Genomic DNA, 25,465 nt, shown 5'->3' on the forward strand with positions numbered 1-25,465 from the left:
GCGTGTGACGGTGCATTCGAAGAGTTTCGTCGTCATTGCGTTCACGCTGCTGGTCGCAGGCTGCGCCGGCCGAAACACGCACGATCTGCTGAACAGGACGACGGTTGCCGTACCCGCGTCCGACATCGCGGCCACCCACGAGATATTCGTCGCCACCACCCGCCAGAAGGCGACCAAGGACCCGCGGCAGGTGTTCGACGGCGATCGCTCCTTGACCACCAGCTTCGCCCGGGTCGACGTCACCGTGCCGAAAAGTCACAAGGTCGGCATGATCGAGCGTGTCCGGGGGTCTGCCAACAGCAATCCAGCCAAGGATTTCACCGCCAGGGATGTCGCGTTCTACGCGGATGCGCCGCAATTCGCCAAGGCGGTCGGTGCCGACATCGCCATGCGCGGCGACCGTGCGCTGGTTTTCGTGCACGGGTTCAACAATGGTTTCGACGACGGCATCTACCGGCTGACGCAGATCGCGCACGACACGAAATATCCGGGCACGCCGGTGCTGTTCTCCTGGGCCTCGAGCGGCAAGACGACGGGCTACATCTATGACAAGGAGAGCGCCAACGCGGCGCGTGACGACCTCGAGGCAACGCTCAGGATGCTGGCCAAGACGCGGGCCAAGAGTATCGACATCGTTGCCCATTCGATGGGAACATGGGTGACCATGGAGGCGCTGCGCCAGCTTGCCATCACCGGCGACCGCGATCTCGACGGCAAGCTCGGTTATGTCGTCCTGGCCTCGCCCGACATTGACGTCGACGTGTTCAAGAAACAGATGATCCGCTACGGCAAGCCGGACAAACCGTTCGCCATCCTGCTTTCAGCGGACGACCGGGCGCTCAAACTGTCTTCCCTGATCTCGGGCGACAAGCCCCGCGTCGGCGACTATGACGACGCGGCCGATCTCGCCAGCTATGGCGTGTCTGTGGTCGATCTCAGCCAGACCAAGGGTGGCGACCGGCTGAACCACGCCAAATTCGCCGACAATCCGATCCTGGTTCAGTTGCTCGGCGACCGGCTGCGGGCCCCGGCCGGCCTGGCGTCGGACGAACCTCCAGTGCAGCTCAACAATCTCGGCCAAGGCCTCGGCAAGGCCGTCGGCTCGGTTGCCGAGATCGTCATCACCACGCCGTTCAAGGTGCTGACGATCGCCACCGGCGGATGAGCGAAGCGACCGCAACTGCTCTTATACGAAGAGGTCGACCTTCTGGAAGGTCGTCACGTCGATCAGGCCGACATCGGAAATCCTGAGCTCCGGAATGACGACCAGCGCCAGCAGCGAGTGCTGCATGTAGGCGTTGTTCAGCGAGCAGCCCATCTGGCGCATGGCCTCGGTCAGTTTGTCAGCCTTGGCCGCGACGATTTCGGCCCGCTCGTCCGACATCAGCCCGGCGATCGGCATTTCGACCAGTGCCAGTTCCTTACCCTTGGAAAACAGCACGACGCCGCCACCGACCTCGCCCAGTCGGTTGACCGCAAGCGCCATATCCCGCTTGTTGGTGCCAACGACGATGATGTGGTGGGCATCATGCGCCACGCTCGACGCCATCGCGCAATCGCCGATGTAGCCGAAGCCGGAGACAAAGGCATTGGTGACGCCGCCGGTACCCTTGTGACGCTCGACCAGCGCGATCTGGCAGACGTCGTTGCGGCGATCCATGGCGACCAGCCCGTCCTCGACGGCGAGATCCGCTTCCAGCGCCCGCGTCGGTGCCTGATTTTCGATGACCCCGATGACCCGGACCCGGACTTCGTTCGCGCCCTTGGGTGCCGTGATGTCGAAATCGTGGGCCTTCAGCTTCTTGCCGAGCTTGACGGTGTTCTTCGCCGCCTTGGGATAGTCGTAGACCGGAATGTCGATGTCGAGCTTGCCGGCCTTGGCCAGCCTGACGCCACGCGCATAGACCTCGTCGATGGTCATTTCGGCGAGATCCGAGACGATTAAAAGGTCAGCCAGCCGCCCCGGCGCGATCGATCCGATCTCGCGCTCCAGCCGGAAATGCTGAGCGGTGTTGAGCGTCGCCATCTGGATCGCGGTCACCGGTTTCAAGCCCTGGCTGATGGCGTGGCGGACCACGCGGTCCATATGCCCCTGGTGAACCAAGGTGCCGGAATGGCTGTCGTCGGTGCACAGGATGAAATTGCGCGGATCGATGCCGCCCTCGGTAACCGCCTTGATCTGCGAGGCGACGTCGTACCAGGCCGAGCCCAGCCGAAGCATCGCCTTCATACCCTGGCGCACGCGGGCGATGGCATCTTCGGCGCGCGTGCCCTCATGGTCGTCCTCCGGGCCGCCGGCGACATAGCCATGGAACGGCAAGCCGAGATCGCGCGAGGCATAGTGCCCGCCGACGGTCTTGCCGGCTTTCACGGTCGCGGCGATCTCGCCCGACATCACAGGATCGTTGGCGGCGACGCCAGGGAAATTCATCACCTCGCCCAGCCCGATGATATTTTCCCAGCCCATCGCCTCGGCGACGTCGGCGACCGTCAGTTCGGCGCCGGCATGTTCGAGCCCGGGGGCCGACGGCACGCAGGACGGCATTTGGACATGCACGTTGATCGGCATGGCGACGGCCTCGTCATGCATCAGCCGCACGCCGGGCAGGCCGAGCACATTGGCGATCTCGTGCGGATCGATGAACATCGAAGTCGTGCCATGCGGGATCACCGCGCGGCAGAATTCGGTCACCGTCACCATGCCGCTCTCGACATGCATGTGCGCGTCGCAAAGGCCGGGCACCAGATAGCGCCCGCCGGCATCGACCACCTTGGTGCCCTGCCCGATGGCATGGCCGGCGTTCGGACCGCAATAGGCGAAGCGGCCGCCGGCAATAGCGATGTCGGTGCCGGCTACGATCTCGCCGGAGTGAACATTGACCCAGCGCCCGTTGCGGATGACGAGATCGGCGGGTTTCCTGCCCATGGCGACATCGACCAGATGCGTTGCCATTTCAGTCCATGGTCTGGGTTTGCTGCCCGACGGCGTGTTCGCCATGAAGCGACTCCTGTTTGCCCGACTGTGCCAAGCCGCCACGGTTTTGACCAGCCTCACACTTTCTCCCGATTGTTCCAAGACCGACGGAGAGCGTAAATCGGCCGCACAGAAATGCGATTCCGTTTTGCCGCAAATCGGGTTACCGTGCCTGCCAGGATCTTCCAGCTCTTCGTTCGGGCAGTTCGATGCGTCGCCCAATGCTTGCAACTGTCGGTTTTCTTGCCGCTCTGGCCGCACCGGCTTTCGCAGCCGAACCTGTGGCCGATGTGCCGATGACCGCGCCCGGTTTCGACTGGACCGGCTACTATGCCGGCCTGCAAGGCGGTTATGGCTGGGGCAGTTCCGATATCTCGGGAACCGAGGGCGAGCCGTTTGCCGCCTCGCCAGACCTCGACGGCGGTTTCGTCGGTGGCCATGTCGCCGGTCTGTGGCAATTCGACCAGGCTGTGCTCGGCGCCGAAGCAGAGCTTAACTATTCCTCGGCAAAGGGCGCCGAAGAACTGGGTGCGGGAAATCTGCTCGGCACGGATGTCAAGTGGTTCGGTTCCATCAATGCCAAGGCCGGCTATGCGATGGATCGGTTCCTGATCTACGGCATCGGCGGCGTCGCCTTTGCCGGCATCGAAACCTCCCAAGATGCCGGTACCTCGTTCGACAACACGCGAACCAGCATAGGCTGGACGGTTGGGGCCGGCGTCGACTATGCGCTGACCGACAGGTTCGTCGTCGGGGCGCAGTATCGCTACTATGATTTCAGCAAGGAGCATTTTGATGCGCCGGACGATTTTCTCGATCGCGACCAGAATGTGAAGCTGAATACGGTCGGCATCAATCTGAGCTACAAGTTCTGAGCCCCATCACCGCGCCCGGTCACCGGGCAGGATCATGCTCGATCTCGCATGGTCCGTGACGGCAATTCTAAGGCAATTCCAAGGACTGAGGGGCCGGCGTCCCCAGTGGGCGGGGGGATGGGTTGGGCCTGGTAGACGCCGGCCTCGACGGATCAGATCCGCCGCGCAGACACCGTATCATTGCCTGCGGCGCGCGGAATTGCGTGATCGCACCAGTATCACCATGCCCGCTTGTCTGAACGTCACCGGCGCAGCACTTGATGCCGCGTGCCGTTTATGATCCTGCCCTCGCACGCAGGCGCGCGTCCGCCATCGCAGTACCCGCGCCCGATCGCGCAGTGAACACTCAAAGAATTGCATCGAGAAAAGAGCCATCGAACCGCAAGTGCGGACGAAGGTCCAAGAACATCAGCAAGACCTTGGTCCGAATACCTACAGCAGAGGTCCGATCAGCTCTCCTGCAAGGAACGTACTCGCATTCCTTCCATTTGTTGAACGGGTGCAGCAATGGTCCTTCATGTGCCCACGAGAGCAGGGTTACAATCATTTGCACCCTCAACCCCCTGCTCAGTTCGCAGGCAGAAAGCTCAAATCGAGATCTCGTGCGGCTTGAGCTGTCGTGAAACTACCCCCGAGGGATCTGGAATGGAGAAACACTTATGAAAGCGATTTTTCTGACAAGTGCCATGGCGCTCGTTTTCGTTGCAATGCCGGTTGTCGCTTCGGCGGCAGAAGCCGACGTCGTCATCAAAACCCATCGCCATCATCACCGTCACCTGGCAGTGATCAACGATCAGGGCCAGCGCCTCCATCATCGGCGCCATGGCACGGTGGCCTTCTATGACCAAGGTCGCCGGCATCATCGCCGCGACACCGTCGTCATAACGGGCTCAACTGAACGCCGTCACCACCGGCATCACCCAGTGGTGATCTACGACAGCAACGACTAATATTGTGCAATCCGGCCCGGCTGATCGCCAACCCTGCCGGGCCGTGCCCGCGAGCGGCGGACTGACAACAAGGGAAGTGGAGGAAGCCAGGCGGGTCTTCCCTGTTGAAAATGAGTGCTTAATCGCAGCCCGGGTATGAGAGGCCGGTCGTGCTCTCCAGCTTGAGCTTCTGGTCCCTCAAGAGGGCGCCAGTAAAAAATAAACGCCGGCGATCAGTGTCGATGTCAAACAAATCGCCATTGCCACGACCACCTTGGTCGCGAACCGCTCGGCTCTCGCGCAAAGCGCGTCAGCAAAATCGTCGCTCTGGATACTTTTCAAGAGCGGCTTGTTGTCGACGCCAGCCATGTGATTGTCGTTGTCGGGGATTGTGACACGGTCACGGCCATCAGTTTTGATGGAACCAGGGGTCATGCTTTGCCTCACGAAGCGTCGGATTGACATCAGCCACCGTTCGACGGAGCTGCCGGATTCGCCGATGCGGACGGCACTTTGGCTTTGGGAGCGTCAATCTTGACGCCGAATATTTTTTCCGCCTGCCAGAACAATGGCCACGGCAGCGCTGCCGCCAGAATTTACCACAGCGGGCCCGGCTGCCATGATCGGCCTCCAGTTGAAGATCATTAGCAAACGCAACGCACGCTTCCTACCGGCGGTTCCACTGCTAGGGCTTGGGTCCTATTGAACATGCGACCAAAGTCAGATCGTGGCGCGCAAAAGGCCCAAACCCACGGTTGTTTGGAACTCACGCGTCTAAGAGCGATTGCCTGACAGGCCATCGAACGATGGTTCCCCTGATCGATGGCCAGCATTGGGAGCCCTTGCCAACCCTGGCAATCCTTCGGGCGCCACCGCGCTTCGCGTCAAGCCCAACGAGAGAGAAAGGAAGCAACAATGAGAACCGATCTTACAACCGTCGTAGCGGGATTCCTGCTGCTTGCCGGCATCGGTGCCGCCGCCGCACAGGATGTGGTCATTCAGCCGCAGGACGAAACCGTCATACAAGAATACGTAAAGAAACAGCCTCTGGCCTCAGTCAAGATTCCCGGCGTCGAGCTCAACGTCGGGACCGCCCTGCCCGACACGGTCGAGCTTCATGAAATTCCCAACGTCAAATATCGCTACGTCGTCGTGGACAATCACACCGTCGTCGTGGATCCCGGCACACGCAAGATCGTAAAGATTATCCAGTGAGCGCTTGAACGCCACGATCCGTCGTTTCAGGTCGGCGGATCGTGGCAACGTTCGCCGAGGGCCCATAGCCGACGGCGCGCCTCGGCGCACGGTCGCCGAGCCGCCGCTAAGAGACCCGGGTGGCACCCGTTGGTGGCGGCTAGGCTCTGCAGAGCATTGAAGTAGAGTTAAGGTGGTGCGGACGACGGGAATCGAACCCGTACGATCAGAGATCGAGGGATTTTAAGTCCCTTGCGTCTACCAATTCCGCCACGTCCGCGCGCCTTTCGTTTCAACTACCTAGGCGATCTCGTCAATCGGGGCCCATGCAGTCCCAAAAAAGCGTTGTGCAAAACACGTTCGTTTTCATTCGCCCCGCACCGATTCTTCGTCCCGCAGGGGCGACCGGTATCGGTCAAACAGCGATCGGATGGAGCTTCAGATGCTGGATCAGGATGATGGTCTTGGCGTCGATGATGCGGCCATCGGCAATGCCGGCCAGAGCCTCGTCGAGCGGCATTTCCAGCACCTCGATGTCCTCGCCTTCGTCCGCTGCGCCGCCACCGGCCGAAATGCGGTCGGCGGGCGAATAGAGGGCGGTGAAGAACCAGAGCCGCTCGGTGACGCTGCCCGGGCTCATATAGGGCGAAAACAGCCGCTCCACATGGTTCAGCCGATAGCCGAGCTCTTCCTCCGCCTCCTTGCGGATGCAGGTCTCCGGATCGTTTTCGTCGAGCAGTCCCGCGCAGGCCTCGACCAGCGGTTCGCGGTGGCCGGTGACATAGGCGGGATAGCGGAACTGGCGCACCAGGAGCACGGTTGAACGCTGGGGATCATAGGGCAGGATCACCGCGCCATCGCCGCGATCGTAAGTCTGGCGGATTTGTGTCTCCCATTGTCCGTCGCGGCGACGGTAGTCGAGGACGGTCTTCTTCAGAATCGCCCAGTCGTCGGATAGGATTTCTTCAGAACGGATGCGGATACGATCTTCCATCGGCTGCCTCCACGTTGCCCGGGAGGCGTAGCCGCGAATCGGCGTTCACGCAATCGGGGCAGCGGTTGGTCCAGTAAGCATTTCACTCTCTCGTGTGTGGCATGGCGGCGATCGATCGCCTAAATAGCGCATCCTATTCCCGGAGTTTCGTTCATGACCACATCGCTTTTCCAGCCGATCACGCTCGATGGCTTGAGCTTTCCCAACCGCATCGCCGTCGCGCCGATGTGCCAGTATTCGGCCGAGGACGGCTCGGCGAGCGACTGGCATCTCCACCACTGGATGAACCTGGCAATGTCCGGCGCCGGCATGGTCACGGTCGAGATGACCGATGTCGAGCGGCGTGGCCGCATCAGCCATGGCTGCCTCGGCCTCTATTCCGAAGACAATGAAGCCGCTGCGCGCCGCGCCCTGGACGCAGCAAGGCGCGTGGCCGCACCCGGCACCAAATTCGGCACTCAGCTTGCCCATGCCGGCCGCAAGGCCTCGAACCGCAAGCCTTGGGAGGGGGGCGGACCGCTGCAGCCGAACGAGGATCCTTGGCAGACCGTCTCGGCCTCGGCAATCGCCTACGATACCGGCTGGAACGTGCCGCGAGCGCTGGAGGAAGAGGAGATCCTCCAGCTCATCGAGCGGTTCGCCGAGGCGGCGAGGCGGGCCGAACGCGCGGGCTTCGACTTCATCGAGCTGCACGCGGCGCACGGCTATCTGATCTTCCAGTTCCTGTCGCCGCTCTCCAACCAACGCACGGACCGCTGGGGCGGCTCGCTGGAAAACCGCATGCGTCTTGTCGTCGAGATCGCCAAGGCGGTAAAAAAGGCAGCGCCAAACCTGATGCTGGGCGCCCGGCTGTCGGTCAAGGATTGGGTCGATGGCGGTTTCGACGTCGAGGATGCGATCGAAGTGGCGAAAGCGCTGAAGGCCGAAGGCGTCGCTTATCTCTGTTGCTCGAGCGGCGGCAATTCGCCCTTGCAGAAACTGCCCTCCGGCCCCGGCTATCAGGTGCATCTGGCGGAAGCCGTGCGCAGGGGCGCCGGCATCCCTACCCGCGCGGTCGGTCTGATCGACGATCCCAAGCAGGCAGAGGCGATCATCGCCGAAGGCCGCGCCGACATGGTTGCGCTGGCGCGCGCCTTCCTCGCCGACCCGCGCTGGGGGTGGCGAGCGGCCGCCACGTTCAGCGAGACGATCCATCCCGCGCCGCAGCTCGCGCGCTCGGTGACGACGATGCAGCACTGGATGAAGGCGGCGGGCTGAGCGACCCTTCCGAGAAGGGCGGAACGCGTCGTCGAACGACCGCGCAATGGAGCTTCCAAGGAGGTCTGGGACGTTTGGGCGCAGGCTGAGGACACGGTTGCAACCAAATTGACTGCTTTGCGTTGCGGCCATGATGGACAACAAGCCTTTTGAAACACCGGTCGTGGTCGAACTCGGCCATGTCGGCAAATATCGCCACATCCGCAGTACCCAAGAGGCGGCGGAGTGCCTGATGACGGTTTGGCCGCTCAATCGCGGCCCCCGTCATCGTGATGCTCTCGACACTTGCCTCAAAGTGCTGGAAGGTTATCGTTCGACAGCGGATGCGCGCCGGGCCCTTATCGAAGCCGCCAGGGAATCGGAAGTGCTGGTGCCAGACGACAAGCTGTCCGACGACCGCCTGCATTGAGCGGACGGACCTTTAAACCGGAGGTTTTTGATGGCGAAGCTGACTTACAAGATAGTCGAGCATGACGGCGGCTGGGCCTACAAGGTCGGAGCGACCTTCTCGGAGACGTTTCCCACGCATCAGGACGCGTTGCGGGCCGCCGAGATCGCTTCAGCCGAGCAGCAGGTCGCGGGGTCGACGGACGGCATCCAGTACGAGGATGCCGACGGCAAATGGCATGAGGAACTGGCTGATGGACGCGACCGGCCGCAGACCGAGGTTTCCGACTGATCTTTCAGCCCAAAGCCCGATCGCCCCAAAGGCCGGCCGCCCCGGAGCGCCGACCGCGGACGTCGGGAGAGAAAACGTCCTACGGTCAGCAGGGAGCTTACGGCTGATTATTTGCCGCAGTACTGGTCATTGACGTTGCCTCGAGCATTGGCGTCCGGACCTGGAGTGTTGTGAGCACATGGGCCCATCCCACCGGTATTGCCTTGGGTGCTCAACCCGGAGCCGTATGCGTTGATGCTCCCGGTGGTGCTCTGGTCGATGGCTGATGAATCCTCATTGCCGAACAGCGACCAATTGTTCCACCAACTGTCATGGTTGTAATACCTGCCGTCAGTCGACTGCGCCATCGCCGATGTGGCAAGACCGGCCGTCAGAACGAATGCCGCGAAAAGTTTTTTGTACATTGGATCACTCCGTTTTGTCTTCGTCGCCTTGGGTGCGACACGGGGCAAACCAGTCATCAGCCGAATGGTTCCTTGAATTCGTTGTGAAGCGTCGGTGAAGCGACGATCCACGGCGTGGACCACAAGCATCGCCAGCAGGAGCAACGCCGGCAGGCACCGGCGGCACAACGATCAGCCGTGCAGCTTCGCGGCGATTTCGGCGACGCGCGCGCCCTGGAACTTCGCGCCTTCGAGTTCCTGCGCCGAAGGCTGGCGCGAACCGTCGCTGTCGCTTGTGGTGGTCATGCCGTAGGGCGCCCCCCCACGCACGACATCGTTGCCCATCTGAGCCTGATAGGCATAGGACAGGGGAACGATGATCATGCCGTGGTGCTGAAGCATGGCCTGGGTGCTGATCAGCGCCAGTTCCGCGCCGCCGTGCTGGGTCGCGGTCGAAGACATCACCGAGCCGATCTTGTTGATCAGCGCGCCCTTGACCCATAGCGGGCCGGTCTGGTCGAAGAAGTTCTTCAGTTGCGCGCACATCATTCCGTAACGCGTCGAGGCGCCGACGATGATCGCGTCATAGTCGCTCAGTTCCAGCGGGCTGGCGATCGCCGCTTCCTGGCCGAGCTTGTAGTGGGCGGCCTTGGCGACCGCTTCGGGCACGAGTTCGGCGACGCGCTTGATGGTCACCTCGGCACCGGCTTCGCGAGCGCCTTCGGCTGCGGCCTTGGCCATCTGCTCCATGTGACCCCAGCTCGAATAGTAGAGAACAAGTACTTTGGCCATTTGCGTCTCCTTGACGTGATGATCCTCGCCCGCCCCAGCCACGCCAGGGTACTTAGGGCGCCAATATTCGGGGAATACCGCGTATGCGGGCACAGTTTGTTCACCGGTCGGATGGCATTGCCGCTGGCCGCGTGCCGCGCTATTTCAGGCGACCCGTTTTTGCCGGAGCCATCGATGTCCGAAATCGTTACCGCCGCCATGCTCGTCATCGGCGATGAGATCCTGTCCGGCCGCACCAAGGACAGGAATATCGGCCATCTGGCTGACATCATGACGGCCATCGGCATCGACCTGAAAGAGGTGCGCATCGTTCCCGATGAGGAAGACGAGATTGTCGCCGCGGTAAATGCGGTGCGGGCTCGCTATACCTATGTGTTCACAACCGGCGGCATCGGCCCGACCCATGACGACATCACAGCCGATTCGATTGCCAAGGCCTTCGGCGTGCCGTGCGAATACGATGCCAAGGCCTATGCCCTGCTGGAAGCAAGCTATGCCGCTCGCGGCATCGAATACACCGATGCCCGCAAGCGCATGGCCCGAATGCCGCGCGGCGCCGACCATATCGACAATCCGGTGTCGGTCGCGCCCGGATTCCGCATCGGAAATGTCCACGTGATGGCGGGCGTGCCCTCGATCTTCCAGGCCATGCTCGACAATGTCGTGCCGACGCTGAAAGCCGGCACGAAAATGCTGTCGGCAGCGGTGCATTGCCCGTTCGGCGAAGGTCTCGTCGGCGGGCCGCTGGGCGAGATCCAGAAAGCGCATCCGGACACGATCATCGGCTCCTATCCGAAATACGGCGACGGCAAGTTCTGGACCGAACTGGTGGTCCGTGCCCGCAGCCAGCAGGCCCTGGACGCTGCGCGCGCCGATGTCGAGGCGATGGTGGCCGGCTTTGCCAGCAGCGCGAGCTGATCCGGTCCAGGCCGGAACCAAGCACAACGCGGCGACGTTTCCTTGCCGCGGGCGGATCGCTCGCAAAATGAGGGGATCACCATGCGCTTCAAGACCATCGTCGCCATTCTGCAGAACGAGCAGGACGCGGAGCGCGTGCTCGACTTCGCCATTCCGCTTGCCGGCCGCTTCCAGAGCCATCTGATCGGCATCCACGCCGAAGCGCTTCCGGTGCCCTACACGTCGGCCACCGGCTTTCCCGACACCGAGTTCCTGCAGGTTTCGGCCGACATGAACCGCGAACGGGCCGAAAAGCTGCGGGCCGCGTTTCTCAGGCATATCGAGAATTCCGGCCTGTCCTTCGAATGGCACAGCCTGGAGAGTTTTTCCGGCGACAGCGCCCTGACCGGCATTTCAAGCGTGCGTGCCGCCGACCTGATCATCGCCGCGCAGCGCGAGACGGGCGGCGATGCGAGCGCCGACGTCGACACACTGGTCTACGACGCCGGACGGCCGGTGCTGGTAGTGCCGCACCTGGGTCCACTGATCACCACCTTCAAGCGTGTGCTGCTTGCCTGGAACGGCAGCAAGGAGGCCGCACGCGCCGCCTTCGATGCGCTGCCCTTCATCATCGAGGCCGACAAAACCGACATTCTGGTCATCGATCCGCCGGACACGCTCGATGAATGCCCCGAGGCCGCCGGAGCGGAAATCGCTTCCGCCTTGTCGCGTCATGGCGCCAGCGTGAGTGTCTCGGTGCAGAGATCGGGCGGCACCTCGGTCGACGAGGTGATCCAGACCAGGATCGCGGAGACCGGCGCCGATTTGCTGGTGCTTGGCGCCTACAGCCACTCGTGGCTGCGCCAGCTCCTGTTCGGCGGAGTGACGCGCTCCGTGCTGCGCACCGCGCCGGTGGCGGCTTTCCTGTCGCGGTAAGTTCACAGTGTCGTTTGCGGCCGCTCTTGCCAAGCGCGAGGTTTTCCAGTTACTTCCGCGCGCATTCCCCTGTTTTCTGCGCGCGACCGCGCGTGCTGCGGAGTGCGCGAAAGATGTCCCTTCCCGAAAAAGCCTTTCCCGTCTCCTGGGACCAGTTCCACCGCGATGCGCGCGCGCTCGCCTGGCGGCTTGCCGGCACCAACAAGGCGCAATGGAAAGCGATCGTCTGCATCACGCGCGGCGGCCTCGTGCCGGCGGCGATCATCTCGCGGGAGCTTGGCATACGCGTTATCGAGACGGTCTGCGTCGCCTCCTATCATGACTACAGCAGCCAGGGTCAGCTGCAGGTGCTGAAGGAGGTCACGCCGGCCCTGCTTGCCGACGACGGCGCGGGCGTGCTGATTATCGACGACCTGACCGACACCGGCAAGACGGCTGGCATCGTGCGCGCCATGATGCCGAAGGCGCATTTCGCCACCGTCTACGCCAAACCGAAGGGGCGGCCGCTGGTCGATACTTTCGTCACCGAGGTCAGTCAGGATACCTGGATCTATTTTCCCTGGGACATGGGCTTCACCTACCAGAAGCCGATCGCCGACGATCACGCCGGCTGATTCGCGGCAAGCAACCTGCTGCAAATCGAGCCGCAGGGAAGTCTCATCCACTAGGCAAAGGGTCTCGCGAGGCTGGCTGGCGCGCGGAAATCGGCGTCTATTGGCGAAAATCGGCCATCCTGATGAAAGTTTTTACTTTTATTGCCGACAATTGGCCGTAAGATTCGTGAGACGGCAAACGATTCTGGAGGCTGGGGCTAGCTTCTCCGATGCTGACGAGGCCAACGACGCACAACCATCTGGCCGAAAGGGTCCGGCGACTCTTCGGCACCGCGCCGTGCCGTCTGCAGGTAGCCGCCCTGCCCTGGCGCGAAACCGGAAACAGCGTCGAGATCATGCTGATTACCAGCCGCGATACCGGCCGCTGGGTGCTTCCGAAGGGCTGGCCTGAAGCCAGGGAGCCGCTTTGCGAAGCCGCGGCGCGCGAGGCTGTCGAGGAAGCCGGACTGCGCGGGACGATCTCGCATCTCGAGGCCGGCCGCTACTTCTACGCCAAGGCCCTGGCCTCCGGCGAGGAAGTGCCATGCGAGGTATTGGTGTTCCCGCTGCATGTCGACAAGGTCGCCGACCATTGGAAGGAAAAACGCTCCCGCACCCGCAAATGGGTCAGTTCGAGCGAAGCGGTGCGCATGGTCAACGAACCGGATCTTTGCCAGATCATCGCCTATTTCTGCGCCGACCCGCGCCGGTTTGCCTGAACCCGGGACCGGCCGCGCCACCAAGCAGCTCGGACGGGGGCGCCTGCGGCGTGAATGCTTTTCTAATGAAGACGTAATAGGATCTGATCCGATCCTGGCGTTTTACCGATGACAAATCCCGCAAATCCCAATCCAGAGCGATCCGACGAGCACAAGCGCGAGCATCGCCAGCGCGTGCTCAAGGGCGGCACGATCATCACGGGCATCTCGAATTCGGAAGTTGGCTGCACGCTGCGCAATCAAAATGAAGGTGGCGCCGAACTCAAGGTTCCGCCCGAAGCGACGATTCCGGATCATTTCCTTCTCTATGTGCCCGTCGACGGCATCGGCTATCGATGCGAGGTCCGCTGGCGCCGCAACGGCCGGATCGGGGTGCACTTCACCGGAACCGAGCCGAAGCCCAGGACGCATTACGGCTGATCCGCGACGCCGGATGCGCCAGATGGTCTGCCTGCATCACGCCCCGGAGCCGTCGCGAAGCCTGACAAGCGCGTCTTTGTCCCCTCGGCCGGGGGCTACCGCGGCAGCTCCATTCTATCCCCGTTATCCACATGTGTGACACACAAGATGTTGAGGTCACAAAAGCTACGCAAACGAATCCTTGACGGCGCAAAACGAGTCGCCTTTTATAGGCCATGCGCTCCTGTTGAGAGCGCGACCGGAAAGTTCTGAGCCCGGTCTTTTTCCCGGATTATGTGCGTTTTTCCCCACATTTCCGCCTGTTTACGAGGCTGGCGGAAGCGTTGGGATTGCGGGGGCGTGGGCGATAAAAGGGAGAATTGTCGGACTGGAATAAATTGTCTGTTAACACTATATTTAGTGTTTGCAGGCAGGTTCGACGCTAGATAATGTGAATTTCCCTCGAGTGAGGGAATCGGAAAAAATCAGTTTTGAGGGACCCGCGGGTTCGTCGGTGAGTTGGACAGGCGCTTCGCAAGAAGTTTGACCAGCAAGGCGGACGAAGACCGCGAAAATGGAGAGCCGGCCGTTTTCGAACGCCGGCAGACGGCGGACATGCGCGTTTCGCATTGGGAGCAGAAATCTCCTGACGAAAGCGCTATATATAGACAAAAGGGACCGGACAATGCGCATCGAGCGTCGTTTCACCAGGCAGGGACAATCGGCTTACGCGGAGATCGAATTCCGCAAGGCGCTCTCCGAGATCAAGAATCCGGATGGCTCGGTGGTGTTCCGCTTGGACAATATCGACGTGCCGGCGCAATTCTCCCAGGTCGCCGCCGACATCCTGGCGCAGAAATATTTCCGCAAGGCTGGCGTCCCCGCGCGGCTGAAGAAGGTCGAGGAGAACGATGTTCCCTCCTTCCTGTGGCGCTCCGTCGCCGACGAGGCCGAACTTGCCAAGCTGCCGGAAGCCGAGCGCTACGGGTCCGAGATCGACGCCCGCCAGGTCTTCGACCGGTTGGCCGGCACCTGGACCTATTGGGGCTGGAAGGGCGGCTATTTCAAGTCGGAGGAAGACGCGCGCGCCTTCCGCGACGAGCTTGCCTACATGCTTGCCACCCAGCGCGTGGCGCCGAACTCGCCGCAATGGTTCAACACCGGCCTGCACTGGGCCTATGGCATAGACGGCCCGAGCCAGGGCCACTTCTATGTCGACCCGTTCACCGGCAAGCTGACCAAGTCGAAATCCTCCTACGAGCACCCGCAGCCGCATGCCTGCTTCATCCAGGGCGTGCAGGACGACCTCGTCAATGAGGGCGGCATCATGGATCTGTGGGTGCGCGAGGCGCGCCTGTTCAAATACGGCTCGGGCACCGGCTCCAATTTCTCGCTGCTGCGCGGCGAGGGCGAAAAGCTGTCCGGCGGCGGCCGTTCGTCCGGCCTGATGAGCTTCCTCAAGATCGGCGACCGCGCTGCGGGCGCCATCAAGTCGGGCGGCACGACGCGCCGCGCCGCCAAGATGGTCATCGTCGACGCCGATCACCCCGACATCGAGGAATTCATCGACTGGAAGGTCAATGAAGAGCAGAAGGTCGCCTCGCTGGTGACCGGCTCCAAGATCGTCAAGAAGCATCTCGAAGCGATCATGAAGGCCTGCGTCAACTGCGAAGGCCATGACGACGACTGCTTCGACCCCGCCATCAACACGGCGCTGAAGCGCGAGATCAAGGCGGCCAAGAAGGACGCGGTGCCGGAGAACTACATCTACCGCGTCATCCAGTTCGCCAAGCAGGGCTACACCTCGATGTCGTTCAAGACCTACGACACCGATTGGGATTCCGACGCCTACCTCACCGTCTCCGGCCAGAATTCCAACAATTCGGTGTCGCTGAAGGACAATTTCCTGCGCGCCGTCGAGGATGATGCCGACTGGCATCTCACCGCCCGCAAGGACGGCAAGGTGCTGAAGACGCTGAGGGCCAGGGATCTCTGGGAAAAGATCGGCTACGCCGCCTGGGCATCCGCCGATCCGGGCCTGCACTTCAACACGACGATGAACGACTGGCACACCTGCGCCTCCGCCGGTGCGATCCGGGCCTCCAACCCGTGCTCGGAATACATGTTCCTCGACGACACGGCCTGCAATCTCGCCTCGATCAATCTGCTCCCCTACCGCAATGCCGACGGCACGATCGACATCGCTGCCTATGAGCATACGGTCAGGCTGTGGACCATCGTGCTGGAAATCTCGGTCATGATGGCGCAGTTCCCCTCGAAGGAGATCGCCAAGCTCTCCTACGACTACCGCACGCTTGGCCTCGGCTATGCCAACATCGGCGGCCTGTTGATGACCTCGGGCATTCCCTACGATTCCGATGAGGGCCGCGCCATCTGCGCCGCGCTCACCGCCGTCATGACCGGCACCGCCTACGCCACCTCGGCCGAGATGGCGTCCGAGCTCGGCGCCTTCCCCGATTACGACCGCAATGCGCAGAACATGCTGCGCGTCATGCGCAATCATCGCCGCGCCGCCTATGGCGACAAGGACGGCTACGAGAAGCTGGCCGTCAACCCGGTGCCGCTGGTCGCTTCCGACCTCAAACAGCAGGAGTTGGCGACGCACGCCAAGGCTGCCTGGGACCGCGCCATCGAACTCGGCGAGGAGCACGGCTATCGCAACGCGCAGGCGACCGTGATTGCGCCGACCGGCACGATTGGGCTGGTCATGGATTGCGACACCACAGGCATCGAACCCGACTTCGCGCTGGTGAAGTTCAAGAAGCTCGCCGGCGGCGGCTACTTCAAGATCATCAACCGCGCCGTGCCGGAAGCGCTGCGCACGCTGGGCTATTCGGAAAGCCAGATCGCCGAGATCGAGGCCTACGCCGTCGGCCACGGCAATCTCAACCAGGCGCCCGGCATTAACCCCGGCTCGCTCAAGGCCAAGGGCTTCACCGACGACAAGATCGCGGCGCTGAATGCCGCGCTGAAGTCGGCCTTCGACATCAAGTTCGTCTTCAACCAGTGGACGCTGGGCGCCGACTGGGTGAAGGAGACCTTTGGCTTCACCGACGAGCAGCTCAACGACTTCTCGTTCGAGATGCTGCCGGCGCTGGGCTTCTCCAGGAAGGACATCGAAGCCGCCAACATCCATGTCTGCGGTGCGATGACGCTTGAGGGAGCGCCCTTCCTCAAGGCCGAACACCTGCCCGTGTTCGACTGCGCTAGCCCCTGCGGCAAGATCGGCAAGCGCTCGCTGTCGATCAATAGCCACATCCAGATGATGGCGGCGGCACAGCCCTTCATTTCCGGCGCCATTTCCAAGACCATCAACATGCCGAACGACGCCACGGTGGAGGACGCCAAGAGCGCCTACATGCTGTCGTGGAAGCTGGCGCTGAAGGCCAACGCGCTCTACCGCGACGGCTCGAAGCTGTCGCAGCCGCTCAATGCCTCGCTGCTCGCCGATGGCGAGGAGGACGAGGACGAGGCAATCGAACAACTGGTCGCCGCGCCCGCCGCGCAGCGTGCGGTGCAGGTCACCGAAAAGATCGTCGAGCGCGTCGTGGAGCGTCTCTACCGCGACCGCGAAAAACTGCCGAACCGCCGCAAGGGGTATACGCAGAAGGCGGTCGTCGGCGGCCACAAGGTCTACCTGCGCACCGGCGAGTTCGACGACGGGCGTCTCGGCGAGATCTTCATCGACATGCACAAGGAAGGCGCGGCCTTCCGGGCGATGATGAACAATTTTGCCATCGCCATCTCGCTCGGCCTGCAATATGGCGTGCCGCTCGAGGAATTTGTCGAAGCCTTCACCTTCACCAAGTTCGAGCCGGCCGGCATGGTGCAGGGCAATGACGCGATCAAGAACGCCACGTCGATCCTCGATTACGTGTTCCGCGAACTTGCCGTGTCCTATCTCAACCGCCACGACCTCGCCCATGTCGACCAGTCGGATTTCGACAAGACGGCACTCGGCCGCGGCATCACCGAAGGCAAGGCCACGCCCTTCTCCAAGGGACTCTATCGCGGTGCCTCGCCGGTCAAGCTGGTGTCGGGTGCCGAGCCCAAGGGATTTGGCGGTTCTGGCCCGGCAACGGCCCCTGCCCGCGTGGCGCCGACGGCCTTCTCCGGCTCCAACGTGCTGGCGCTGAAGCCGGCGAGCGACGAGGCCATCGCCTACAAGCGCGACTATGAGGAACGCGCCAGGGAACTGGTCGAGGACATCGTCTACGAGGAAGCCGAAGCCTCCGGCGTCGAGGGGCTGTTCACCGACACCGCCGCGCATGAGGCCGCGGAAGCCAAGGCGCTTGCCGCCACCCGGCGCCAGCAATCGCTGATGCAGGGCTACACCGGCAACGAATGCTCGGAATGCCACAACTTCACCATGGTGCGGAACGGCACCTGCGAGAAGTGCGATACGTGTGGAAGCACGAGCGGGTGCAGCTGAGAGCTGATGCCGCCTCGGCTTACAGTCCGCGAAGTCATTCGCTTGCTGGAGACCGATGGCTGGTATCTGGTTGCAACCAAGGGCAGCCATCGCCAATATAAGCACAAGATAAAAGCCGGCCGCGTCACCGTGGCCGGCAAGTCGTCTGAAGAGGTTGCACCAGGGACATTGAACAGCATCCTCAAGCAGTCCGGGTTAAAGGAGTGACGACATGCGTTACGCTGTGGTGATTGAAAAAGCAGGAGATAATTTTTCTGCTTATGTGCCGGACCTGCCCGGCTGTATCGCGACCGGCGCGACGGTGCCTGAGGTGGAAACCGAGATTCGCGACGCAATACGCTTTCATATCGAGGGCTTGCGTGCCGATGGGTTGGATGTGCCCGAAAGTGTCAGCCTGGCAGAATATGTAGAGGCATAGAAGGGGCCGCTGCGATCCTTCCAATCCAGATCAGCCTCTGACCTCAGCACCTATTCCGCCGGCAACACTCGCAGCGTCTGCTCATCAAACAGCGGCTCGTCCTGGCCAATCCGGACAAACAGCAGCTTTTGCGCCGCACCCGCCGGTATCTCGAAATACTGGATGCCATCGGGCATCTCGCCCCAGTCGCCGCAGGGCGGTTCGGGGACCTCGTTGGGGTCGGCAAGTGCCTTCAGCTCTTTCGCGTAGGCGGCGTCGGGGCTGAATGTATAGCGTTTGACACCGGCGGGCACGGTTCCTTCCGTGTAGGGGGCGAGCACGCAGCGTGCGCCGACGGCGTTGTCGGTCTTTTCCAGGGACAGCCGCTGCAACGCGGCTTCGGCAGTTTCGCCGGGCTTGATGTCGAATACCTCAACCAGAGGATCGGCCGCGCCGCCATCGCTGTATTTGACGGCGAGCGCCTCGCCTGCGAACTCAAAGTGGATCTGGCGGAAACCGAAATCGCAGCGCTGCACCCAGGCGGCGAGCCCGACGGTTTTGTCGGTCAGCCTTTCCCAGGCGCATTTGTCGATGGGCGGGCGCGACGGCGCCGGTTCATCCGCTCGTGCCACGGCCGATATTGCCACGGACGCAAACAGGGCGCTGCCCCAGACGATCGATATCATGGCGCTATTCATCGCTGCATCCTGTCAAAGTGAAGACATCCCACGCCGAGCCACCGGGGTTGGCGTTGGCGAAGTCGACCCAATCGGTGAAAGCCACGCCGAAATCCGGCAGCAGCAGCCCTTTCGGCGCCGGCGTCGCTTCGCGCGAGTTCAACTGCTCGGCGCCGCCTCCGGTCAAGGCATAGACTTGGCCCTCCCATATCCTGCACAGGCCGCTGCCGTCCTGCAGCCCCGCTTCGCGGTCATCGTCGGTGCAGGGATGGCGGATGGTGCCGAGCGGCAACGAATTCCTGCCGTTGGTCCAGGTGATATCGGCCGGGAGGCGGATATCGGTCTTGGGCACGGCCAGCGAAAACACCTGCGCCGTCAGTGCCGCCGGCTCATTGGCGAGCGGCCGGAATTGCATGACCGCACCGGAGCGCTGCTCCCGATAGGTGGCATGGCTCAGCAAGCATTCCCCGGCGTTCGCCACCTGCATCGAACTGAGCAGACCCGCGAAGACGAAGGCCAGTTTACGGGTGATCATCAAATGTCCCTGGGAAAGCGTTGTGAAAGCCAAATGCTGGCCGCATACCGTCCCGCACAGTCGCATCATCCACGCAAAAGCATAAGCGAAATCCGGAACGGCTGCATTGTCGGCTCCTTGGACGAAAACTTATCTCTCGCAACCCAACAGCCTGTATGGTCGAGCGCACTGATCGAGGGGTGGTGATGCGATGTTTGGTGATTACGATGGCAATGTCCGCATTCGCGACTGGTGCTGCGCTGGCGGCGTCGCCCTATGTCGGGACTTGGTCCAGCGACCGACTGAACTGCCACGCGGCCGCCGACATCCAACGCCAGACCGTCTACTCCGTAGACCGAGCGGCCCTGTCGCTGCCCGAGTTCGGCTGCGAGCACGCGTCATTTCGCAAGTCGCCGACCGGCTGGGTGGTACATGCTAGCCGGTGCTACGGATCGTACCCGTCACTGGAGGAGCCCTTCACTCGTGTCATCCATATCGAGAGGCATGGCGCCACGATGCGGTTCACCTGGCCTGGCTTCGACAGCGGACTTCTTGTGCATTGCTGAGGCGTTCGCGTCAGACCAGCCCGACCAGAAAAGCAGCGCTGCCGAGAAAGCCAACCGAACAGACCCACAGCACCCACAATCCGAGCACCCTGCATTCGAGCACCGCCGAAGCAGGGTTGGCGGGGTCATAGTGCACGTCCACCTTGGTGCCCTCGACATAGCGCCGCGCCTGAGCCCCGACGAGGCCTGGCAACGAAGCCGTCACGCTGGCGCCGAAAGCGACGCGATCGGCACTGTATCGCTGGCCGGCGACGCCATAGCTGTAGACGATGCGGGATTTGAAAACAGTACGCCAGGGCCGATAGCTCCCGGTCCGCTCGCGGGTTTTGATCGCCTGCAGGCCCGACGCGTCGATGCGGCCGACGGCGACCGGCCATTTTGCCGCCTGCTCGGCCATCGATTTCTGGACGAAGCCCATGCGCAGGACAAACAGGCCCATGAACAGCAACAGAGCCGCCGCACCGACATACTGCGGCTTGGGCAAATACGGGCCGATCGCCTCCAGGACACCGCCGACGGAAAACACCAACACCAGGGCGCCGACCACCAGCCCGGCGGAAAGCTGCACCATGAATTTGAAGGCGCCCTCCGGCATGGTGCGCTCGATCACGGCCTTGGCCGGATCGACAGGGTTATAGAAGACGGTCACGGCTGCGCCGCGGGGAAATCGCGCAAGGGTTTCGGCGACTTCGAAATTCCCCAGATTTTCCTGCACGCTGTAGTGCGAACTCTGAAATGTCTTCTTATCCACCTTGTACTCGAAGGTGATCGCCGGAAAATTGCGGATCTCGGTGGAATCGCTGCTGTCAGACCCGGAGCCGGAGCTTCGGACCTCGCGCGCTTCGACGCGCGAGGAGATGATCTTTCCCGGCGCCGGCAACCAGCGGCTGACCGCTTTGACCTCTCGCCATTTCAGGAAAGTGACGATCGACAGCCCGCCGGCGACCGCGCAGGCAAAGCCGACCAACAGAAATTTGAGTTCCAACTCATCTCCCCCGGAGTTCAGGAGCCCGCACATAGACATCATGACGACGGCAATGTCTTGCTTATTCGCTGAAACGGCCGAAGCCTCCGCGGATGCTCATCATCGTCTCCCATTTGCTGGCCAAACCGGCGGAGACCTGGGAGAGCGAAGCACGCCAAGCCTGATGGCTTGTTTCAATCCGCGTCGGCCACCATCTGCCGGCCGCCGGCCCAGGCGCGCCATTGCCGTTCGTCGCCGTGGAAGACGTTGAGGTCGATGCGGCCGGTTACGCCATGCGACAGGCCGGAGCCGGAATATTGCCAGAACAGCCATTTGCGGCCGGGATAGACTTTTGAGGGGTGCTGTGCCACGGCGCGCAGCCAGAACGAATAATCGAGGAATTCGCCGCGAAGATTGTCGCGGTAGAAATCGGGTGCGGTGTAGATGATGGGCCGCTGGCCGTAATGGCGTTCAAGCTTGTCCATGAACACCTGCATCTTCTCCAGCACCTTTTCGCGCGACGGGCGCCGCTTGCAGCTGGATTCGCCGTTCCATTCGACGTCAATCACCGGCGGCAAGGCGCCCTCGACCCTGGGCACGTTGCGGATGAACCAGTCGGCCTGCTCGCCGGCGGTGCGGCACCAGTAGAAGAAGTGATAGGCGCCGCGCTTCAGCCCTGCGGCGTCGGCGTTGCGCCAATTCCTGGTGAACATCGGATCGAGATGGTCGCCGCCGTCGGTCGCCTTGATGTAGGCGAAGTTGGCGCCTTGGGCGCGCAGCTTCTCCCAGTTGACGTTGCCTTGCCAGCGCGACACGTCGACGCCATGCACGGCAAGGTGGCGGGGCGAGGAGCGGCCGAAATTGATCGGCTTGGCATCGCGAAAGCCGTAGCGCGTGACAGGCCCGGCCAGCATCGGCGGTGCCGCCCGTGACAAGAGCTTCGGCGGCGATACAAGCGCCGCCGGCTCGACGACCGGCGGCTCGACGCTGTCCGGCAGGTCGGGCGCCGGAAACGCCACCGTCTCTTCCTCCGCCAGGCCATAGGGCCGGACATTCTCGTCCACCGGCGTGGCTTCCGCCACCCTCCGTTCGGCTGCCATTCTCCGTTCGGCCTTGGTCACTGGGGCGGATGCGATCGGCGCGCTTGGTCGCACCACCGAGTTGGTGATCTCGTTCGACGGCTTCTGGATGTCCAGCGCGTCCATGCCGGATGTCGACGAGCAGCCGGCAAGGCACAGCGTTGCGATCACGAAACTGACGGCGCCTGGTAACCGCATCTGGACCTGTACTCAAACACAACAGACCGAAGGCAACGGCCGACGGACAAACCAGGTCTAGTTATGAACGAGAAATTACCAATAAAGATTGAATCAAGTTTTTAAGCATGTTCGGCACGGTTGCGGGTGTGGGCCGTGCGCGACGACAAGCGCAATCTACGCCTGCCCCATCCTATCGCCTGAAGACGCCGATCATCGGCCCCAGGTTCCAGTAGTCGTCATTGCGGCCGATGGCCGGCGCGAGCAGGCTCGATATCGACCCGTCGAGGAACAGCGCATTGTCGCAGCCGAGCCCGTCGCGAAACAGGCGTGCGAATGCATGGAATGTCACCGTGCCATTCGAAATGGCGAAGACAACGACGCCGTCCTTTCGCACCCCGACACCGTCGCGCGTCTTGCGCGAGGTGCTGTCGGCCCGGAATTTCTGGTGCAACTTGCCGTTGATCACCAGCATCGGCCCGGACTGCGTGGCATAATCGGTGGGCGGACGCTTCTCTAGGAAATCCCTTGTCGCGCGGACCGCGGCCTTGCCGTCGCTGATGTAGAAAATACCATTGGGCTGGAGCGAAAAATTGCCGCTTCCCGACCCGACCTTCGCCGAGGCCAGTTCCTGCCCGCGCTCGACATACAGGCCGACCGGCGCGAGGTTTGGATGGTACATTCCGGCATTGATGGCGAACAGCATCGTGCGCCCGGCCCGCCGCTGGGCATCGTCGAGATTGTGCAGCGAGTGATAGGGCTTGCCGGCCGGATCCTTCCAGAACAATTCGATCCGATATTGCCTGGGATCGACCTCGCAGACCAGGTAGCTGGTGGCCTCGAAGACGAGGTCGCGGCACGGCGGCAACGAGGCGAACCATTGGCCGACCCCCATGATCGCCGCCGCCGACGGCAGCGCGATCTTGATCAGCGCGAGCAGTAATGGCGCGGATTGGAGGACAGTCAAAAGATCCATGCGCGCACCGGATTGCCGGTTCCAACGAGCCGCCGCCAGCATTCGCCGGCACGACGCAAGAACGGTCCCAAGCGGGAATGGATCAAACGGCCAAGGTCGAAGTGCGGCTGCCGACGCAAGACATCGGCGACATCATTGAACAGAGCTGACGAGCCGCTCGTCGCCGCCAAGGATGGAAACCCAGCGACCGCTGTTGTCGCTCGCCTGTCTCTTCAGATAGCGATAGCCTGTCTGGTTCCAGAGGCGAACCTTGTCGCTGAGATTGTCGAGGACGAAATCGCCCTTGTCGGTGCGCACCGTAAGCACGGCGTGGCCTTCGCCGTCCGGCTTGCGCACCACCGTCATCAGCAGATTGGCGATTGCAATGCCGGCGGCCTGGAGCTCGCGCTGCTTTTCAAGCGCGTAGTCTTCGCAGTCGCCAAACCCGTTATCGGGGTAGGCCCACCACTCATCCTTGCCGTAATTGTCCATGTCGCTCATCGGCTTGACGCGGGTGTTGACCGAGAGATTTACGGCGGAAATTTCCCGCAACAGCTGGCCGGTCATGCTCTCCGGAGCGTTGGCGGGCGAGCGGATGGAGCATTCGGCAGAATGGACCTTGCAAAAATCATAGTGCCCGATCGGCTGGGAGGTTTGCCCGCCGATAGTCATGGAAAGCGGTCCCGCATTCGCCAAACCCGCGGCCGAACAAAAAACCGTCAGCGCCAACGCAAACCCCAAACCCCTCGCCTTGCGGCGCCAACCCACCGAGGATGCCATACGGCCCCACCCATCTATTTTTGTTAACAGAACGTTAAAGATGGATTTTGCCTGGAGTCAATGAAGGCGGCCGATCACATCTTTGGCGATCGACGCATGCCCGACCGGGGTTGCGCCGAAGCAACACCGGCTCGCACATTCCTGGAGTTGCCTTTTAGTCCCTTGTTTGACGCCGCGGAAAACCGCTGCGCGCTTTCCGGGATTGCTTCAGGCAAGCCATCCCATCGCCAGGCCCAGCAGCAAGGCGATGCCGAGCACGCCGCGATAAATGACGAAAGGCCAGGCTGAGAAGCGTTCCAGCACGCGCATCAGGCCCCATATGGCGAAGAAGGCGGATAGCGAGGCGACGACCAGGCCGACCGCGAGGATCGACCAGCCATGGGCATCGAGATGGGCCTTGTGCAGTTCCCAGAGCTCCTTGAGACCGGCGAGTGCGATGGCCGGCAGCCCCAGCAGGAATGAAAAGCGCGCCGCTTCTTCCCGCTTAAAGCCGAGCCCCAGTGCTGCCGTCAAGGTCGAACCGGACCGCGAGACGCCCGGGATCAATGCGCCGATTTGGGCGATGCCGACGAGCAGCGCATCGGCCATGGAGGCCTGGCCCATGGTGCGCGCATGGCGGGCACGGAGTTCGGCCAGCGCCAGCAGGAGTGCCATGACGATGCAGGCCCAGCCGATGACCCCGAGGCCGCGCAGCGGCGAATTGCAGGCGTTGAGAAGGCCAGACAGAGCCACGCCGGCGATGACGATCGGGATCGTCGCCAGCACGATCCAGAGCGCCAGCCGGAAATGTCGGTCGGCCAAATCGCGCCGTTTCAAGGCACTGACCGAACCGGACAGGATGTCCCTGACATCGTTCCAGAAGTAGCTGATCACCGCGGCGAGGGCCGCAAGCTGCATGGCGGCGGAGAAAGCGGAGCCGGGATCCTGCCAGCCCAGCATCGCCGGGACGACGCGCATGTGGGCGGTCGAGGAAATTGGCAGCAGTTCGGTGATGCCTTGCACCAAGCCGAGAAATGCGACCTTGGCGTAGCCCAGGCCGACAAAGCCCATGTCCATGCCTTGCATGCAGCTGTCGGCCATGTCGAATTCCATGTCAGAGAGATCGGAGTTGCGCGGGGAACGACTGGGGCGATCGGCCCCTGGGCAAGCCATACCGCCATGGGACGGAAAATCAATTTACGGATTTGTGAACTGGCACCCGGGAATGGGCGTCAGCGAGTGCGGAAGGCGCGTTCGAATATCAACACCGCGCCGCCTCGGCGCGTTGGCAGCACCAGGCAGT

At 62.4% G+C, this 25,465-nt stretch carries 28 protein-coding genes and 1 tRNA gene; 16 read left to right on the forward strand and 13 right to left on the reverse strand.

The features are described 5' to 3' along the window. Nucleotides 1-4 precede the first annotated feature (4 nt). Nucleotides 5-1,165: an alpha/beta hydrolase gene (locus tag FJ940_RS07460; RefSeq protein ID WP_140564639.1), complete on the forward strand. Its 1,161-nt coding sequence runs from the start codon at nt 5-7 to the stop codon at nt 1,163-1,165. Nucleotides 1,166-1,186: 21 nt separating this feature from the next. Here the strand turns inward: FJ940_RS07460 and ade are convergent, their stop codons facing one another. Beyond that, on the reverse strand, nt 1,187-2,998 hold the full coding sequence (ade, locus tag FJ940_RS07465; RefSeq protein WP_140564641.1) for an adenine deaminase: 1,812 nt from the start codon (nt 2,996-2,998) through the stop codon (nt 1,187-1,189). A gap of 185 nt (nt 2,999-3,183) precedes the next feature. Between ade and FJ940_RS07470 the strand changes: the two genes are divergently transcribed. Both FJ940_RS07470 and FJ940_RS07475 read left to right on the forward strand, forming a co-directional pair. Continuing rightward, a complete protein-coding gene (locus FJ940_RS07470; protein ID WP_140655992.1) occupies nt 3,184-3,849 on the forward strand; it encodes an outer membrane protein in 666 nt (221 codons plus the stop codon). A 659-nt stretch (nt 3,850-4,508) separates the two neighbouring features. Continuing rightward, nucleotides 4,509-4,799, forward strand: coding sequence for a hypothetical protein (locus FJ940_RS07475; RefSeq protein ID WP_140493723.1), 291 nt, complete (start codon nt 4,509-4,511; stop codon nt 4,797-4,799). Nucleotides 4,800-4,976: 177 nt separating this feature from the next. On the opposite strand, the gene FJ940_RS07480 is transcribed toward FJ940_RS07475, so the two are convergent. Then, nucleotides 4,977-5,213, reverse strand: coding sequence for a hypothetical protein (locus FJ940_RS07480; protein ID WP_140655995.1), 237 nt, complete (start codon nt 5,211-5,213; stop codon nt 4,977-4,979). 480 nt (nt 5,214-5,693) lie between these two features. Here FJ940_RS07480 and FJ940_RS07485 point away from each other — a divergent pair, with 480 nt between their 5' ends. Next, nucleotides 5,694-5,993 carry a DUF1236 domain-containing protein gene (locus tag FJ940_RS07485; protein WP_140493726.1) on the forward strand — a complete coding sequence of 100 codons (300 nt, stop codon included), beginning with the start codon at nt 5,694-5,696 and terminating at the stop codon, nt 5,991-5,993. A gap of 173 nt (nt 5,994-6,166) precedes the next feature. Here FJ940_RS07485 and FJ940_RS07490 read toward each other — a convergent pair. Both FJ940_RS07490 and FJ940_RS07495 read right to left on the reverse strand, forming a co-directional pair. Further along, a tRNA-Leu gene (locus tag FJ940_RS07490) sits at nt 6,167-6,252 on the reverse strand. A 135-nt stretch (nt 6,253-6,387) separates the two neighbouring features. After that, nucleotides 6,388-6,966, reverse strand: coding sequence for an NUDIX domain-containing protein (locus FJ940_RS07495; RefSeq protein WP_140522089.1), 579 nt, complete (start codon nt 6,964-6,966; stop codon nt 6,388-6,390). A gap of 153 nt (nt 6,967-7,119) precedes the next feature. Between FJ940_RS07495 and FJ940_RS07500 the strand changes: the two genes are divergently transcribed. The 3 genes from FJ940_RS07500 to FJ940_RS07510 all read left to right on the forward strand — a co-directional run bounded on the left by FJ940_RS07500 (nt 7,120) and on the right by FJ940_RS07510 (nt 8,902). After that, nucleotides 7,120-8,223, forward strand: a complete 1,104-nt coding sequence (locus FJ940_RS07500) for an NADH:flavin oxidoreductase/NADH oxidase (RefSeq protein WP_140522087.1) — start codon at nt 7,120-7,122, stop codon at nt 8,221-8,223. Between the two features lie 130 nt (nt 8,224-8,353). Then, entirely contained in the window at nt 8,354-8,632 is a 279-nt protein-coding gene (locus tag FJ940_RS07505; RefSeq protein WP_032920128.1) for a DUF982 domain-containing protein, read from the forward strand. Between the two features lie 30 nt (nt 8,633-8,662). Continuing rightward, on the forward strand, nt 8,663-8,902 hold the full coding sequence (locus tag FJ940_RS07510) for a DUF2188 domain-containing protein (RefSeq protein WP_140493732.1): 240 nt from the start codon (nt 8,663-8,665) through the stop codon (nt 8,900-8,902). 107 nt (nt 8,903-9,009) lie between these two features. Here FJ940_RS07510 and FJ940_RS07515 read toward each other — a convergent pair whose 3' ends face one another. Together FJ940_RS07515 and wrbA are read right to left on the reverse strand one after the other, a co-directional pair. Then, nucleotides 9,010-9,306, reverse strand: a complete 297-nt coding sequence (locus FJ940_RS07515) for a hypothetical protein (RefSeq protein ID WP_140655998.1) — start codon at nt 9,304-9,306, stop codon at nt 9,010-9,012. Between the two features lie 171 nt (nt 9,307-9,477). Then, entirely contained in the window at nt 9,478-10,077 is a 600-nt protein-coding gene (wrbA, locus tag FJ940_RS07520; RefSeq protein WP_140656001.1) for an NAD(P)H:quinone oxidoreductase type IV, read from the reverse strand. Between the two features lie 174 nt (nt 10,078-10,251). Between wrbA and FJ940_RS07525 the strand changes: the two genes are divergently transcribed. The 8 genes from FJ940_RS07525 to FJ940_RS07560 all read left to right on the forward strand — a co-directional run bounded on the left by FJ940_RS07525 (nt 10,252) and on the right by FJ940_RS07560 (nt 18,492). After that, on the forward strand, nt 10,252-10,995 hold the full coding sequence (locus FJ940_RS07525; RefSeq protein WP_140656004.1) for a competence/damage-inducible protein A: 744 nt from the start codon (nt 10,252-10,254) through the stop codon (nt 10,993-10,995). A gap of 81 nt (nt 10,996-11,076) precedes the next feature. Continuing rightward, entirely contained in the window at nt 11,077-11,910 is an 834-nt protein-coding gene (locus FJ940_RS07530) for a universal stress protein (RefSeq protein ID WP_140656007.1), read from the forward strand. 113 nt (nt 11,911-12,023) lie between these two features. Beyond that, on the forward strand, nt 12,024-12,524 hold the full coding sequence (gpt, locus tag FJ940_RS07535; protein ID WP_140493737.1) for a xanthine phosphoribosyltransferase: 501 nt from the start codon (nt 12,024-12,026) through the stop codon (nt 12,522-12,524). A 209-nt stretch (nt 12,525-12,733) separates the two neighbouring features. Continuing rightward, complete coding sequence (locus FJ940_RS07540) at nt 12,734-13,222, forward strand: NUDIX hydrolase (RefSeq protein ID WP_140493739.1); 489 nt, start codon at nt 12,734-12,736, stop codon at nt 13,220-13,222. Nucleotides 13,223-13,330: 108 nt separating this feature from the next. Then, on the forward strand, nt 13,331-13,642 hold the full coding sequence (locus tag FJ940_RS07545; RefSeq protein WP_140493741.1) for a PilZ domain-containing protein: 312 nt from the start codon (nt 13,331-13,333) through the stop codon (nt 13,640-13,642). Nucleotides 13,643-14,306: 664 nt separating this feature from the next. Beyond that, a complete protein-coding gene (locus FJ940_RS07550) occupies nt 14,307-18,074 on the forward strand; it encodes a vitamin B12-dependent ribonucleotide reductase (protein ID WP_140656010.1) in 3,768 nt (1,255 codons plus the stop codon). A gap of 6 nt (nt 18,075-18,080) precedes the next feature. Next, entirely contained in the window at nt 18,081-18,281 is a 201-nt protein-coding gene (locus FJ940_RS07555) for a type II toxin-antitoxin system HicA family toxin (RefSeq protein WP_140517667.1), read from the forward strand. Between the two features lie 4 nt (nt 18,282-18,285). After that, nucleotides 18,286-18,492 carry a type II toxin-antitoxin system HicB family antitoxin gene (locus FJ940_RS07560; protein ID WP_140517668.1) on the forward strand — a complete coding sequence of 69 codons (207 nt, stop codon included), beginning with the start codon at nt 18,286-18,288 and terminating at the stop codon, nt 18,490-18,492. Between the two features lie 50 nt (nt 18,493-18,542). On the opposite strand, the gene FJ940_RS07565 is transcribed toward FJ940_RS07560, so the two are convergent. Together FJ940_RS07565 and FJ940_RS07570 are read right to left on the reverse strand one after the other, a co-directional pair. Beyond that, complete coding sequence (locus FJ940_RS07565) at nt 18,543-19,169, reverse strand: hypothetical protein (protein WP_140656013.1); 627 nt, start codon at nt 19,167-19,169, stop codon at nt 18,543-18,545. Continuing rightward, nucleotides 19,162-19,683 (reverse strand): hypothetical protein, encoded by a 522-nt coding sequence (locus FJ940_RS07570; RefSeq protein ID WP_140517670.1) that lies wholly within the window; start codon nt 19,681-19,683, stop codon nt 19,162-19,164. Before FJ940_RS07570 ends, FJ940_RS07565 begins: the two co-directional genes overlap by 8 nt. Nucleotides 19,684-19,889: 206 nt before the next feature. Between FJ940_RS07570 and FJ940_RS07575 the strand changes: the two genes are divergently transcribed. Beyond that, nucleotides 19,890-20,228 carry a hypothetical protein gene (locus FJ940_RS07575; protein ID WP_224519152.1) on the forward strand — a complete coding sequence of 113 codons (339 nt, stop codon included), beginning with the start codon at nt 19,890-19,892 and terminating at the stop codon, nt 20,226-20,228. Nucleotides 20,229-20,238: 10 nt separating this feature from the next. Here the strand turns inward: FJ940_RS07575 and FJ940_RS07580 are convergent, their stop codons facing one another. From FJ940_RS07580 to FJ940_RS07600, 5 genes are all read right to left on the reverse strand, one after another. Beyond that, complete coding sequence (locus tag FJ940_RS07580; protein ID WP_224519151.1) at nt 20,239-21,213, reverse strand: DUF3592 domain-containing protein; 975 nt, start codon at nt 21,211-21,213, stop codon at nt 20,239-20,241. 173 nt (nt 21,214-21,386) lie between these two features. Further along, a complete protein-coding gene (locus FJ940_RS07585) occupies nt 21,387-22,469 on the reverse strand; it encodes a GH25 family lysozyme (RefSeq protein ID WP_140656016.1) in 1,083 nt (360 codons plus the stop codon). Between the two features lie 172 nt (nt 22,470-22,641). Continuing rightward, nucleotides 22,642-23,424 carry a phosphodiester glycosidase family protein gene (locus FJ940_RS07590; RefSeq protein ID WP_140656018.1) on the reverse strand — a complete coding sequence of 261 codons (783 nt, stop codon included), beginning with the start codon at nt 23,422-23,424 and terminating at the stop codon, nt 22,642-22,644. Nucleotides 23,425-23,556: 132 nt separating this feature from the next. Continuing rightward, nucleotides 23,557-24,183, reverse strand: a complete 627-nt coding sequence (locus tag FJ940_RS07595) for a transglutaminase-like cysteine peptidase (protein ID WP_140656021.1) — start codon at nt 24,181-24,183, stop codon at nt 23,557-23,559. A gap of 207 nt (nt 24,184-24,390) precedes the next feature. Beyond that, the gene (locus FJ940_RS07600; RefSeq protein ID WP_140517674.1) at nt 24,391-25,263 is read right to left on the reverse strand and encodes an undecaprenyl-diphosphate phosphatase; all 873 of its coding nucleotides are present in this window, start codon (nt 25,261-25,263) and stop codon (nt 24,391-24,393) included. Nucleotides 25,264-25,465 lie beyond the last annotated feature (202 nt).

The organism is Mesorhizobium sp. B2-3-7 (genome assembly GCF_006442695.1).
Lineage (GTDB): Bacteria > Pseudomonadota > Alphaproteobacteria > Rhizobiales > Rhizobiaceae > Mesorhizobium.